Annotated in this window: 14 protein-coding genes; all 14 read left to right on the plus strand. The window is 72.2% G+C overall.

Going from position 1 to position 13703, the window contains the following annotated elements; translation table 11 throughout:
• The first annotated feature begins 30 nt into the window (after positions 1 to 30).
• The 14 genes from ACWEF2_RS16470 (at position 31) to ACWEF2_RS16535 (ending at position 13681) form a co-directional block, all read left to right on the plus strand.
• The gene (locus tag ACWEF2_RS16470) at positions 31 to 1173 is read left to right on the plus strand and encodes an NAD(P)/FAD-dependent oxidoreductase (protein WP_453815992.1); all 1143 of its coding nucleotides are present in this window, start codon (positions 31 to 33) and stop codon (positions 1171 to 1173) included.
• Complete coding sequence (locus ACWEF2_RS16475) at positions 1170 to 1625, plus strand: (2Fe-2S)-binding protein (protein WP_453815994.1); 456 nt, start codon at positions 1170 to 1172, stop codon at positions 1623 to 1625. Before ACWEF2_RS16470 ends, ACWEF2_RS16475 begins: the two co-directional genes overlap by 4 nt.
• Positions 1622 to 2995: an FAD/NAD(P)-dependent oxidoreductase gene (locus ACWEF2_RS16480; protein ID WP_453815996.1), complete on the plus strand. Its 1374-nt coding sequence runs from the start codon at positions 1622 to 1624 to the stop codon at positions 2993 to 2995. Before ACWEF2_RS16475 ends, ACWEF2_RS16480 begins: the two co-directional genes overlap by 4 nt.
• Before the next feature lie 5 nt (positions 2996 to 3000).
• Entirely contained in the window at positions 3001 to 3897 is an 897-nt protein-coding gene (locus ACWEF2_RS16485) for a dihydrodipicolinate synthase family protein (protein WP_453815998.1), read from the plus strand.
• A 99-nt stretch (positions 3898 to 3996) separates the two neighbouring features.
• Entirely contained in the window at positions 3997 to 4998 is a 1002-nt protein-coding gene (locus ACWEF2_RS16490; RefSeq protein WP_355596430.1) for a proline racemase family protein, read from the plus strand.
• Complete coding sequence (locus ACWEF2_RS16495; RefSeq protein ID WP_453816001.1) at positions 4995 to 6371, plus strand: aldehyde dehydrogenase family protein; 1377 nt, start codon at positions 4995 to 4997, stop codon at positions 6369 to 6371. Before ACWEF2_RS16490 ends, ACWEF2_RS16495 begins: the two co-directional genes overlap by 4 nt.
• A 181-nt stretch (positions 6372 to 6552) precedes the next feature.
• Positions 6553 to 7716 carry a branched-chain amino acid ABC transporter substrate-binding protein gene (locus tag ACWEF2_RS16500; protein ID WP_355596434.1) on the plus strand — a complete coding sequence of 388 codons (1164 nt, stop codon included), beginning with the start codon at positions 6553 to 6555 and terminating at the stop codon, positions 7714 to 7716.
• A complete protein-coding gene (locus tag ACWEF2_RS16505; protein ID WP_355596436.1) occupies positions 7713 to 8606 on the plus strand; it encodes a branched-chain amino acid ABC transporter permease in 894 nt (297 codons plus the stop codon). The genes ACWEF2_RS16500 and ACWEF2_RS16505 overlap by 4 nt, the downstream gene beginning before the upstream one ends.
• Entirely contained in the window at positions 8603 to 9568 is a 966-nt protein-coding gene (locus ACWEF2_RS16510; RefSeq protein ID WP_453816004.1) for a branched-chain amino acid ABC transporter permease, read from the plus strand. The genes ACWEF2_RS16505 and ACWEF2_RS16510 overlap by 4 nt, the downstream gene beginning before the upstream one ends.
• The gene (locus ACWEF2_RS16515) at positions 9565 to 10332 is read left to right on the plus strand and encodes an ABC transporter ATP-binding protein (RefSeq protein WP_355596440.1); all 768 of its coding nucleotides are present in this window, start codon (positions 9565 to 9567) and stop codon (positions 10330 to 10332) included. The genes ACWEF2_RS16510 and ACWEF2_RS16515 overlap by 4 nt, the downstream gene beginning before the upstream one ends.
• Positions 10325 to 11041, plus strand: a complete 717-nt coding sequence (locus ACWEF2_RS16520; RefSeq protein WP_453816007.1) for an ABC transporter ATP-binding protein — start codon at positions 10325 to 10327, stop codon at positions 11039 to 11041. Before ACWEF2_RS16515 ends, ACWEF2_RS16520 begins: the two co-directional genes overlap by 8 nt.
• A gap of 14 nt (positions 11042 to 11055) precedes the next feature.
• On the plus strand, positions 11056 to 12066 hold the full coding sequence (locus ACWEF2_RS16525; RefSeq protein ID WP_453816008.1) for a proline racemase family protein: 1011 nt from the start codon (positions 11056 to 11058) through the stop codon (positions 12064 to 12066).
• Positions 12063 to 12989, plus strand: coding sequence for an ornithine cyclodeaminase family protein (locus ACWEF2_RS16530; RefSeq protein ID WP_453816010.1), 927 nt, complete (start codon positions 12063 to 12065; stop codon positions 12987 to 12989). The genes ACWEF2_RS16525 and ACWEF2_RS16530 overlap by 4 nt, the downstream gene beginning before the upstream one ends.
• A complete protein-coding gene (locus ACWEF2_RS16535) occupies positions 12986 to 13681 on the plus strand; it encodes a GntR family transcriptional regulator (protein ID WP_453816012.1) in 696 nt (231 codons plus the stop codon). Before ACWEF2_RS16530 ends, ACWEF2_RS16535 begins: the two co-directional genes overlap by 4 nt.
• The last annotated feature ends 22 nt before the right edge of the window (positions 13682 to 13703 follow it).

Here is a 13703-nt window from a genome sequence, read left to right on the forward strand (position 1 = left end):
TGACGTACCGGGTTGGAAGCGAGGTGAGTCATGCCGGACGTCGTGGTGATCGGTGCCGGAGCCGTTGGCGCCGCCTGCGCCTACTACGCGGCACGCGCCGGGCTGGACGTGGTCGTCGTCGACCGCGGGCCCGTGGCCGGTGGGACGACCGGCGCGGGAGAGGGCAACGTCCTGGTCTCCGACAAGGAGCCGGGGCCCGAGCTGGATCTGGCCCTGCTCTCCAACGGCCTCTGGCGTGACCTGGCCGAGCACGACGGGTTCGAGTTCGAGCCCAAGGGCGGCCTGGTGGTCGCCGAGTCCGGAGGGGTGCTTGACGTCCTCGTCGCCCTGGCGGCCAAGCAGGGGGTCGAGCACACGGTGGTCACCCCGGAAGGGCTCGCCGACTATGAGCCCCACCTGGCCAAGGGTCTGGCCGGAGGTGTGTTCTACCCGCAGGACGCCCAGGTCCAGCCCATGCTGGCGGCGGCCAGGCTGATCCAGAGGGGGGCCGAGCGGTTCGGCCGCGGCGCGCTGATGCTGCGCACCGGCGTCACCGTGACGGGCTTCGTCCGCGACGGATCCCGGATCACCGGCGTCATGACCGATCATGGTGACATCCTCGCAGACGCGGTCGTCAACGCCGCCGGCACCTGGGGCGGTGAGATCGCCGCGATGGCCGGCGTGCACGTCCCGGTCCTGCCCAGACGCGGCTTCATCCTGGTCACCGAGCCCATGGACGAGGTGCTGATCAGGCACAAGGTCTACACCGCGGCCTACGTCACCAACGTGGCCAGCGACTCCGAGGGCCTGGAGACGTCCGCTGTGGTGGAGGCGACCGCCTCGGGCCCGGTGCTCATCGGCGCCAGCCGCGAGCGTGTCGGCTTCGACCGGAGGATCTCGGTGCCGGTGCTGGAACGCCTCGCCCGGCAGGCCGTCGCGCTCTTCCCCGTGCTGGCGGAGCGCCGGGTGATCCGGGCCTACTGCGGGTTCCGGCCCTACTGCCCCGATCACCTTCCCGTGATCGGGGAGGACCCCCGGGCCCCCGGGCTCCACCACGCCTGCGGCCACGAGGGCGCGGGCATCGGCCTGGCCCCGGCCACCGGCCACCTGATCGCCCAGACGCTGACCGGGGTCCAGCCCGACCTGGCCCTGCGCCCCTTCCGCCCGGACCGCTTCGAGGAGGCGCGTTCATGAAGCAGCCGTACAGCCTGGTACGGGCGCGCCCCGAGCCGGAGTTCGAGATCAGTGTGGACGGCGCCCCCGTCCCGGTGATCCCCGGCCAGACCATCGGCGCGGCCCTGCACGGCGCGGGCGTCCGCACCTGGCGGACCACCCGGGTCGCCGGGCGTCCGCGTGGGCTGTTCTGCGGCATCGGCGTCTGCTTCGACTGCCTGGTCACGGTCAACGGCAGCCCGTCCCTGCGGGCCTGCCTGACCGAGGCCCGTCCCGGAGACCGGGTGAGCACCGGCCGCGAGGCCGGACCGCGCCGGCCCGAGGGCGGGCCCGGCGGTGAAGCCGGCGGCGGGTCCGCGGGTGAGCCCGGCCGTGAACTCGGTGGTAAGGCCGTCGGTGAGGTTCACGGTGAGCCCGGCGACGGGCGGAACCACGGCCCGCGCGACGGGCGGGGCACGGTGAACGGCCGATGAGCCACGTTCACGACCTCGCCGTCATCGGCGCGGGGCCGGCCGGGGTGGCCGGCGCGCTCAGCGCCTCCCTGACCGGGCTGGACGTCGTGCTGATCGACGCCGCCCCGCGCCCCGGCGGCCAGTACTTCCGGCACCTGCCCGAGGGCTTCCGCGCCCGCAGGCCCGGAGCCCTCCATCACGGCCTGGACAGGTTCACCCGGCAGTGGGAGGCACTCGGCGAGCGCGCCACCGTGCTCCTCGGTCACCGGGTCTGGGCCGTGGAGCGGGCCGATGAGACGATAACCGTACGGTGCCTGGAGGGGGACCGCGAGGAGCGGCCCCGCACGGTCACTGCGCGCCGGCTGCTGATCGCCACCGGCGCCCACGACCGGCCGCTGCCGTTCCCCGGCTGGGACCTGCCGGGCGTGCTCACCGCGGGCGGGGCACAGGCCCTGCTCAAGGGGAACCTCGTCGTCGCGGGCCGCAGGGTCGTGGTCGCCGGGACCGGGCCCTTCCTGCTCCCGGTCGCCGCCGGGCTCGCCGACGCCGGTGCGGACGTGCGGGGCGTCTACGAGGCCAACGGCCGGTTCGGGCTCGCCAGGCATCCGCTGCTCGCCGCGGGCAAGGCCGGGGAGGCCCTCGGCTACGGCGTTAGCCTCGCCAGGCACCGGGTGCCCTACCACGGACGCCAGGCGGTGATCGAGGCACACGGTGAGGGCGCCCTGACCCACGTCACGGTGGCGAAGCTGGACGCCGCCTGGCGGCCGGTCGCCACCAGGACCGTCGAGTGCGACACCCTCGCCTACGGCTACGGGTTCGTCCCCCAGCTCGAACTCCCGGTCCAGCTCGGCTGCGCGACCCGCGCCGACGCGGACGGCGGCCCCGTCGTGGACGTCGACGCGGGGCTGCGCACCAGCGTGCCCGGCGTCTACGCGGCGGGGGAGTCCACCGGCGTCGGCGGGGCGGTGCTGGCCGAGGTCGAGGGGCGCATCGCCGGCCGCACCGTCGCCGCCGACCTGGGCCGCCGAGTCCGGCCGCTGCCCGTCCTGTCGCGGCGCCGCGAGCGGTTGTCGGCCTTTGCCCGGGCGCTGCTTGAGGCCTACCCGGTACGGCCCGGCTGGCAGGGGTGGCTCCGCCGGGACACGCTGATCTGCCGCTGCGAAGAGGTGCCCCTGTCGGCCGTGCGCGAGGCCCAAGAGCTGGGGGCCACCGACGCGCGCTCCATAAAACTGCTGGCCCGCCCCGGTATGGGCTGGTGCCAGGGCCGGATGTGTGGCTACGCCGTGGCGTGCCTCGCCGGTGAGAACCCTCTGGCGCCCCGGCGCCCGATCGCCCAGCCCGTCCGGCTGGGCGACTTGGCCGCGCTGAACCTATCCCCCTTGGAAGGATGACCGTGATGACGACGACCCGCACGAAACCCTGGCACGGCGTGATGGTGGCCACCGCCCTCCCCCTGGACGAGGACCTCTCGGTCGACCTGGACGGCTACGCCGAGCACTGCCGCTGGCTGGTCGAGAACGGCTGCGACGGCGTGGTTCCGAACGGCTCGCTGGGCGAATACCAGACGCTGACCTCCGGCGAGCGGGCCACGGTCGTGGAGACCGCGGTCGCGGCCATCGGCGGCGACAGGGTCATGCCGGGGATCGCCGCCTACGGCGCGCTGGAGGCGCGCCGCTGGGCCGAGCAGGCCCGTGACGCCGGATGCCAGGCGGTGATGCTGCTCCCGCCGAACGCCTACCGGGCCGACGAGCGGATCGTGATCGAGCACTACCGCGAGGTGGCCAAGGCCGGCCTGCCCGTGGTGGCCTACAACAACCCCCTCGACACGAAGGTGGACCTCACCCCGGCGCTGCTGGCCAGGCTGCACTCCGAGGGCCTGATCGTGGCGGTCAAGGAGTTCACCGGCGACGTCCGCCGCGCCTACGAGATCGCCGAGGTCGCCCCCGGACTGGACCTGCTGATCGGCGCCGACGACGTGATGCTGGAGCTGGCCCTGGCCGGTGCGGTCGGCTGGGTGGCCGGCTACCCCAACGCGCTGCCCCGCTCCTGCGTGGACCTGTACAAGGCGGCCATGGCCGGTGACCTGGCCACCGCGCTCCCGCTCTACCGGGCGCTGCACCCGCTGCTGCGCTGGGACTCCAAGACCGTGTTCGTGCAGGCCATCAAGCTCTCCATGGACCTGGCAGGGCGCAAGGGCGGCCCGAGCCGTCCGCCGAGGCTGCCGCTGGTCCCCGAGGAGGAGTCCGCCGTCCGCGCCGTCACCGAGAAGGTCCTGGCCGAAGGTCTCGGCTAGCCGTCGCCCCCCCGGCCGGGCGTCGTGCGGGCCGCGCCCGGCGAGGGACGCGCCCGGTCGGGGGTCTTGTAGGGTAGGACATCCCTCGGAGGAGAGTCGATGAGGACCAGACGAGTTTTTCATGCGGTGGACTCCCACACCGAGGGCATGCCCACCCGGGTGATCACCGGGGGAGTCGGGGTCATCCCCGGCGCGACCATGGCCGAGCGCCGCCGGTACTTCATGGCCGAGATGGACCACGTCCGGACCCTGCTGATGTACGAGCCGCGCGGCCACTCGGCGATGAGCGGGGCGATCCTGCAGCCGCCCACCCGGCCCGACGCCGACTACGGCGTGCTCTACATCGAGGTCTCCGGCTGCCTGCCCATGTGCGGCCACGGCACCATCGGAGTCGCCACCGTTCTGGTGGAGACCGGGATGGTCGAGGTCGCCGAGCCGGTGACCACCATCCGGCTGGACACCCCGGCGGGGCTGGTCGTCGCCGAGGTGCGGGTCGAGGACGGCGCCGCCACGGCGGTCACCATCACCAACGTGCCGTCCTTCGCCGCCGGGCTGGACCGCACGGTCAAGGTGCCCGGGCTGGGCGAGGTCGACTACGACCTTGCCTACGGCGGCAACTACTACGCAATCCTGCCGATCGCCTCCGTCGGCCTGCCGTTCGACCGCTCGCACAAGCAGGGCATCCTCGACGCCGGACTGGCGATCATGGATGCCATCAACGAGCAGGACGAGCCCGTCCACCCGCTGGACGACGGCATCCGGGGCTGCCACCACGTGCAGTTCACCGCCCCCGGCTCCGACGCCCGGCACTCCCGGCACGCGATGGCGATCCACCCCGGCTGGTTCGACCGCTCGCCGTGCGGCACCGGCACCAGCGCCCGGATGGCCCAGCTCCACGCCCGCGGTGAGCTGGCCCTCGACACCGATTTCGTGAACGAGTCGTTCATCGGCACCCGCTTCGTCGGGCGGCTCACCGGGGAGACGAGGGTCGCGGATCTGCCCGCGGTGGTCCCGGCCATCACGGGCAGGGCGTGGGTCACCGGAACCGCCCAGTACTTCATCGATCCCCGTGACCCGTTTCCCGAAGGTTTCCTGCTGTGATCCCTGTGATGAATCCGATCGAGAGCCGTTCCCCGCACGACCCCACCGACCTCGTCGCCTCCTCCCCCGCCGCGGGGAGATCGGGCGTCGACGCGGCCGTGGCGTCGGCCAGGACCGCGCAGCGCGACTGGGCGGCCCGTAACGCGGCCGTCCGGGCCGCGGCGCTGGCCAGGGCCGCCGACGCGGTGGAGGGGGCGGCCGGCGAACTGGCCGCCCTGGTGGTCCGCGAGGTCGGCAAGCCCGTCGCCGAGGCGCGGGGCGAGGTCGCCCGCTCGGTGTCGATCCTGCGCTACTACGCCCAGCAGGTGTTCGATCCGGTGGGCGCGGTCCACGAGCCCTCGGGGGCCGGGCTGCTGTTCACCCGGCGCCGCCCGCTCGGCGTCGCCGGGCTGATCACGCCGTGGAACTTCCCGCTGGCCATTCCGCTGTGGAAGGCCGCGCCCGCGCTGGCGTTCGGCAACGCGGTCGTGCTCAAGCCCGCCCCGCAGGCGCTGGCGTGCGCGCTGCGCCTGGCCGAGCTGCTGGACCTCGACGCGTTCCGGGTCGTGCCGGGCGACGCCGAGGAGGGGGCGGCGCTGGTGGAGGCCGCCGACGTGGTCTCCTTCACCGGGTCCGCCGCGGTGGGCGCGCTGGTCCGTGCCGCCGCCGTACGGCGCGGCGTGCCGGTGCAGGCCGAGATGGGCGGGCAGAACCCCGCCATCGTGCTGCCCGACGCCGACCTTGAGGTCGCCGCGGCCCAGATCGCGGCGGCGGCGATGGGCTTCGCCGGTCAGAAGTGCACGGCCACCAAGCGGATCATCGCGGTCGGCAACGGCGACGACGTCCGGCAGGCGGTGCTCGCGGCCGTGGCCCGGCTCGGGTTCGGCGATCCGTCCGACCCGGCCGTCGCGGTCGGCCCGCTGATCGACAAGGCGGCCCGCGACCGGGTGGTGGCCGCGGCCTCGGGTGCGGTCGCGTCGGGCGGCCGGATCCTGACCGGTGGCCGGAGCGCCGACGGGCTCGGCGGCTGGTACGCCGAGCCGACGCTGGTGGACCGCCTGCCCGCGGATCACCCGCTCGCCTGCGAGGAGGTGTTCGGGCCGATCTGCGTGGTCCAGGACGCCGCCTCGGCGGACGAGGCGGTGGCGCTGGCCAACGGCGTCCGCTACGGGCTGGCCTCGGCCGTCTACACCCGTGACCTGGACCGGGCCCTGGACATCAGCGCGCGGCTGGACACCGGGCTGGTCAAGGTGAACGCCCCGACCAGCGGCGTCGACTTCTACCTGCCGTTCGGCGGCGAGAAGGACTCCAGCTACGGAGGCAGGGAGCAGGGCAAGGCGGCTCAGGACTTCTACACCTCCACCCACACCGTCACCATCAGCCCGTCACGCTGAAACCGGCCCGCCCGGCCCCGGCACCACCCAGAGGCACCTCCCTTTGCGGAGGTGCCTCTTGACATTTCGGTCCTACCGGCAAAGAAACAGTGTGTGAACGTTAACGGTCTTGTGTCGGCTCTTGACGTGCACATTCTCAACTAGTGCAATGTCACACATCACTCGATGTGAGGAGCCGCACATGCGTGCCATCCCCTTTAAAGCTCTCGCACCGCTGGCCCTCATCGGCCTCCTGACCACCGGATGTGGTCAGGGTCTGCTCGGCGGCGGGGAGGAGACCACCAAGGACGACGGTCCGATCCTTCTCGGCATGCTGATCCCCCAGTCGGGCAGCGAGGCCGCCATCGGTCCCTATATGAGTAACGCGGCACAGCTCGCGGTCGACGAGATCAACGCCAAGGGTGGCGTGCTCGGCCGCAAGCTGGAGCTGAAGACCGCCGACGACGCCTGCGACGCCCAGTCGGCGGCGGCCGGAGCCAACAAGCTGGTCACCGAGGGTGTGAAGGTCTCTGTGGGAGGCTACTGCTCCGGTGCGACGCTGCCCACCCTGCCCATCTTCGGCAAGGCGAACATCCCCATGATCATTCCGGCGGCCAACTCCCAGGAACTGGTCGACCAGAAGCTCAAGCACGTCTTCCTGATCAACGGCACCGGCTCCCAGCAGGCCGCCGCGGCGGAGAAGTGGATGGTCAAGGAGAACGCCAAGAGCGTCGTGCTGATGCACGACAACACCAGCTACTCCAAGGACATCGCGCTCCGCACCAAGGCGCTCCTCGACACCGCGGGCGGCCCCGAGGCCGTGCTGGTGGAGACGGTCACCCCCAAGGAGAGCGACTACAGCGCCAACGTCACCAACGTGCTGGCCAAGAAGCCCGACTTCGTCTACTGGACCGGCTACTTCCAGGAGGGCGGCCTGATCGCCCGCCAGCTCCGCCAGGCGGGATACAAGGGCTCCATCATGGTCGCCGACGGCTCGGTCTCCCCGAAACTGGCCGAGATCGCCGGCGTCGAGGCCGCCGAGGGCGTCTACGCCACGATGACCCAGACCCCGGACACGCTTGAGGGTGCCGAGGGCTGGATCGCGGCCTACAAGAAGAAGTACAACACCGACCCCGGCCCCTACTCCAACCAGGCCTACGACGCCGTCCGGCTGGCCGCGGAGGCGATCACCAAGGCGGGGAGCACCGACGGCACCAAGGTCGTCGCGGCGCTGGAGGCGACCGACGGGTTCCCGATGTTCTCCGGCCCGCTGAAGTTCACCCCCGACCACACCCTGTCCAACGGCGGCTTCCAGATCCTCGTCGTCAAGGGTGGCAAGATCACCCTGCAGGACTCTCTCAAATGACCCAGCTCGTCTGGAACGGTCTGTTCGTCGGCTCGTTCTACGCCCTGGTGGCGTTGGGCTACAGCATGGTCTACGGGATCATCAAGCTGCTCAACTTCGCTCACGGCGACGTGTACATGCTCGGCGCGTTCGTCGGCTTCGCCATTCTCGGCGCGGTCGGCGGCGTGTCGCCCTCGATGGCCCTGCCGGTGCTGCTCGCCGTGCTTCTGGCGACCATGCTGGTCACCGGCCTGGCCGGGGTGGCGCTGGAGCGGATCGCCTACCGGCCGCTCCGCCGCGCCCCCCGGCTCTCCCTGCTGATCACCGCGGTCGGCGCCTCCTTCGCCCTGGAGTACGGCATGCGCGCCGCGGCCGGCCCGGACCCCCGGGTCTACCCGGTACGGCTCGGCGGCACCTCGCTGGAGATGCTCGGCGCCAGGCTGACCCTGCAGCAGCTCGTGCTGGTCGGGGTGGCGGTCGTCCTCATGATCGGCCTCAACCTGCTGATCACCCGGACCCGTGAGGGCCGGGCCATGCGAGCCATCGCGCTGGACCCGCGCACCAGCTCGCTGATGGGTATCGACGTCAACGCGGTGATCTCCCGGACGTTCTTCCTCGGCTCGGCCCTCGCGGGGGCCGCCGGGGTGATGGCCGGAGCCTATTATGGAAAGATTGATTTCCTGATGGGCTTCCTGATCGGGCTCAAGGCCTTCACCGCGGCTGTCATCGGCGGGATCGGCAACATTCCCGGCACGATGCTCGGCGGGCTGCTGCTCGGGCTGCTGGAGTCGTTCGGCACGTTCTGGCTGGGCGGCGAGTGGCGCGACGTCTTCGCGTTCGGGGTGCTCATCCTCTTCCTCACCGTGCGGCCCACCGGCCTGCTCGGCGAACGCGTCACGGAGCGCGTATGACCAGCACCACCAAGGTTCGCCGGGTGGGCGTCGACCGGCCCGTGACCCGGGCGTCGAGGCTGCTGGGCAACCGGTGGGCCGGGCTCGCCGGACTGCTGGTCGCCCTGCTCGCGCCCTTCGTCAACGCCACGCCGTACGCGCTGTCGGTCATGACCAGCGCGGCCATCTTCGTGATGCTCGCGGCCGGGCTGAACATCGTGGTCGGCTACTGCGGCCTGCTCGACCTCGGCTACGTCGCCTTCTTCGCGGTCGGCGCGTACACCAGCGGGGTGCTGGCCACCCGGCTCCACCTGCCGCTGCCGGCCACCGTGCCGATCGTCATCGTGGTCACGGTCATCGCCGGGATCGTCATCGGCGCCCCGACGCTCCGGCTGCGCAGCGACTATCTCGCCATCGTGACACTCGGCTTCGGGGAGATCATCCGGATCACCGCCAACAACCTGGACGTCACCGGCGGCCCCTCGGGCATCTACGGCATCCCGCACCTGACCGACAGTCCGGTGATCTTCTACTACCTCACCGTGGCCGTGGTCTCCCTGGCCGTCCTCGGCGCGGCCCGGCTGGGCCGCTCCCGCCTCGGCCGGGCCTGGCGGTTCGTCCGGGAGGACGAGGACGCCGCCGAGGCCATGGGCGTGCACACCTACCGGGTCAAGCTCGCCGCCTACATCGCGGGCGCCGTCTGGGGCGGCCTGGCCGGGGTGCTGTTCGCCGCCCAGCTGTCCGCGATCTCCCCGACCAGCTTCACCTTCCTGCAGTCCGCGCTGGTCCTGATGGCCGTCGTCCTCGGTGGCATGGGCTCCATCCCCGGGGTCGTCATCGGCGCCGTGGTGATCAGCCTCCTGCCGGAGTTCCTGCGCGACCTCGCCGACTACCGGTTCTTCCTGTTCGGCGTCCTGCTCATCGCCGTCATGCTCCTGCGCCCGCAGGGGTTGTGGCCCGCACGTTCCAAGGAGGTCCCGTGAGCCTGCTGAGTGTGGAGGACCTGCGCCTGTCCTTCGGCGGGCTGCTGGCCATCGACGGGCTCACGTTCTCGGTGGACGAGGCGGAGATCGTCTCCGTCATCGGGCCCAACGGCGCGGGCAAGACGTCGGCCTTCAACTGCGTCACCGGCTTCTACCGCCCGACCTCGGGCCGGATCACCCTGCGCGGCAGGAGCCTCCCGGGGCTCCGGCCGTCCGCGGTCGCCGCGCTCGGCGTCGCGCGCACGTTCCAGAACCTGCGCCTGTTCGGCGAGTTGTCGGTGCTGGACAACGTGCGGGCCGGATCCCACCTGTGGCTCAGGCAGAGCGTCTTCGACGCCCTGCTGCACACCCCCCGCTACCGTCGCTCCGAACGCGAGTGCACCGAACAGGCCCACCACTGGCTGGACTTCGTCGGTCTGCGCGGCGACCGGTACGGCGCCGCGCGGAACCTGCCCTACGGCGAACAGCGCCGCACCGAGATCGCCAGGGCGCTGGCCCGCCGCCCCGACCTGCTGCTGCTGGACGAGCCCGCCGCCGGGCTCAACCACGGGGAGAAGGCCGAGATGCTCGACCTGATCCGGCGGATCCAGGGGCTGGGCGTGGCGATCGTGCTCATCGAACACGACATGGGCCTGGTCATGGAGGTCTCCGAACGCGTGGTCGTGCTCAACTTCGGCAAGGAGATCGCCGACGGCCGCCCCGAGGACGTGCGCCGGAACCCGGCCGTCATCGAGGCCTACCTCGGGAGCGACACCCATGCTTGAGATCCGCGGACTGGACGTCCACTACGGCGGCGTGCACGCCCTGCGCGGCATGTCGCTCACCGTCTCGGCGGGCGAGATCGTCGCGCTGCTGGGCAACAACGGCGCGGGCAAGACCACCACGCTGGCGGCGGTCTCCGGCCTGGTACGGCCCACCGCCGGCAAGGTCCTCTTCGAGGGGGAGGACGTCACCAGGGAGAGAGCGCACAAGATCGCCGCGCGCGGCCTGGTGCACGTCCCCGAGGGCCGCAGGATCTTCAGCACGCTGTCCGTGCACGAGAACCTCCAGCTCGGCGGCTACCTGATCCGCGACCAGGGCGAGATCCGCAGGCGGATCGAGCACGTCTACGAGTTGTTGCCCCGCCTGGCGGAGCGGCGGGCCCAGCAGGGCGGCACGCTGTCCGGCGGCGAGCAGCAGATGCTCGCCGTCGGCCGGGCCCTGGTCACCGGGCCCAGGCTGCTCCTGCTCGACGAGCCCTCCATGGGCCTGGCCCCGCTGGTGGTCGCCTCGGTGATGGAGCTGATCGCCGGCATCAACGCCGAGGGCACCTCGGTGCTGCTCGTCGAGCAGAACGCCACCGCCGCGCTTAAGATCGCCCACCGCGGATACGTGATCGAGAACGGAGAGTGCGTGCTGGACGGCCCCGCCTCCGCGCTCCGCGAGGACGCCCGGGTGGTCGAGGCGTACCTGGGCGGTGGCGGAAACCCCTGATGAAACGGGAGAGCATGATTCACACGATCGACTACCACACCGGCGGTGAGCCCTTCCGGGTCGTCACCGCCGGGGTGCCGGACATCCCCGGCGGCACCGTGCTCGAACGCCGCGAGGCGGCGAGCGCCCCGGGGATCGACCGGGTGCGGCGGCTGCTCTGCCACGAACCACGCGGGCACGCCGACATGTACGGCTGCTTCCTCGTTCCGCCGGACGACGAGGACGCCCACCTCGGCGTGCTCTTCTGGCACAAGGACGGCTACTCCACCGCGTGCGGTCACGGCACCATCGCGCTGGGCGTGCACGCCGTGGAGACCGGCCTGGTCAAGGCCGACCCCGAGGGGGAGACCGACGTCGTGGTCGACGTCCCGTCCGGCAGGGTGACGGCCAGGGTCCGCTGCTCGGCCGGCCGCGTCGAGGCCGTCACCTTCCGCAACGTCCCCTCCTACGTCGTCGCACGCGACGTCGACCTGGGCCCGCTCGCCGGCACCGGCCGGTCCCCGGCGGGTGCCGCCCCCGGCAGGCTCGCCGGGATCAGGGCCGACGTCTCCTACGGCGGAGCCATCTACGCCTCGATCCCGGCCGCCGCGTTCGGGCTGAGCGTGGCCCCCGAGCACCTCACCGAGCTGATCGGGCTCGGCCGGGCCGTCAAGGCCGCGCTGGCGGCTCATCCCGCGGCCCGGCACCCGGACGACGACCGGCTCTCCGGGATCTACGGCGTCGTCTTCCACGACGACCTGGGGCCCGGCCGTCAGCGCAATGTGACGGTTTTCGCCGACGGCGAGGTGGACCGCTCACCCTGCGGCTCGGGCACGGCCGCCAGACTGGCGCTGCTGCACGACGCGGGCTTCACCGGAACCCTCGTCCACGAGAGCATCGTGGGCACCTCCTTCCGGGCCTGGGTGGCCGGGGTGACACCGGAGGGCATCGTCCCGGAGGTGGAGGGCATGGCCTACCGCACCGGGGAGCATCGCTTCACTCTGGATCCGCGCGATCCCGTCGGCACCGGGTTCACGCTCCGATGAGCGCCCTGCCGTACCTCGACGGGGAGACCCTGCGCGCGCTGGTGCCGACCGCGCGGGCCGTACAGGTCCTGGAGGACGCCCTGCGCGGCGGGCTCGACCCCGAGAAAACCCCGCCGCGCCCCATCGTGGAGGTTCCCGCGGGTCAGCTACTGCTGATGCCCGCCTCCTGGGACCGGTACGCGGGCATCAAGGTCGCCGGAGTCGTCCCCGGCAACCCCGCACGCGGGCTACCGCGCATCCAGGGCACCTACCTGCTCATGGACGGGCCGACCCTGGCCCCGCTGGCCGCGCTGGACGGTATCGCGCTCACCTCGCTGCGCACCCCGGCGGTCTCCGCGCTGGCGGTACGCCACCTGGCCGGCCCCGGCGCCGAGACGATGGCGGTCTTCGGCACCGGACCCCAGGCGTGGGGGCACGTCGAGGCGTTCCGCGCGGTCCGGCCGGTGAAACGGGTGACCGTGATCGGCAGGGACCCCCGGAGGGCCGAGGCGCTCGCCGCCCGGTGCGCCGACGAGGGACTCCAGGCGGACACGGCCGCGGGTCCCGGCGCGGCGGAACTCGTCGCCTGCTGTACGACAGCCAGGGTTCCCCTCTTCGACGGTAGGCTCATTCCCGACGGCACTACCGTGGTCGCGGTCGGTTCCCACGAACCGGACGTCCGGGAGATCGACGACGATCTCGTCGCGCGGGCCACCGTGGTCGTCGAGGCCCGCGGTGCCGCCCTCGCGGAGGCGGGGGATCTGATCATCCCACTGCGGAACGGTACGATCACCACTGGTCATCTCGCCGGGAATCTCCGGGAACTGGTCGACGGCCTTGTGCCCCGCGGTTCCGGACCCCGGGTGTTCAAGAGTGTGGGCATGGCATGGGAGGACCTGGTGGTGGCGGCCGCCGCCTACGAGGCGTGGACGAGAGTGAGATGAGAGGCGCGGGAATGGCTCCTTCGGCGGAGGACCGACTCGACCTGCCGGCGGTGGGTGAGCGGCAGAGCCTGCGTGAACAGGTGGCCCACGCGTTGCGGGCCGCCCTGATCACCGGTGAGATGCGGCCCGGCGTGGTCTACTCGGCGCCGGTGCTGGCCGCCCAGTTCGGCGTCTCGGCCACCCCGGTGCGCGAGGCGATGCTCGACCTGGCCAAGGAGGGCCTGGTCGAGGCGGTGCGCAACAAGGGCTTCCGGGTCACCGAGCTGTCCGACCAGGATCTGGACGAGCTCACCGAGATCCGCCGGCTCATCGAGGTGCCCACGGTGGCCCGGCTGGCCGACGTGGGCCGCGCGGAGATCTTCGAGAGGCTCCGGCCGGTGGCCCAGCAGATCGTCGACGCCGCCGAGCGCGGTGACCTGCTCGGCTACGTGGACGCCGACCTCCGCTTCCACGTGGACCTCCTGTCGCTGGCGGGCAACGCGCACCTGGTGGAGGTGGTGCGCGATCTGCGCAAGCGCGCCCGGCTGTACGGCCTCTCCGCACTCTACGCGCGCGGGGCGCTGATGGAGTCCGCCCACGAGCACCTCCGGCTGCTCGACCTGCTCTCCGCCGGTGACGCCGTCGGCTCCGAGCGGCTGATGCACGGCCACATCCAGCACGTCCGGGGCATCTGGGCCAGCAACCCGGAGTAGGCGGCCCGCTCGGCCGCCGTCC

This window comes from Streptosporangium sp. NPDC004631 (assembly GCF_053601935.1).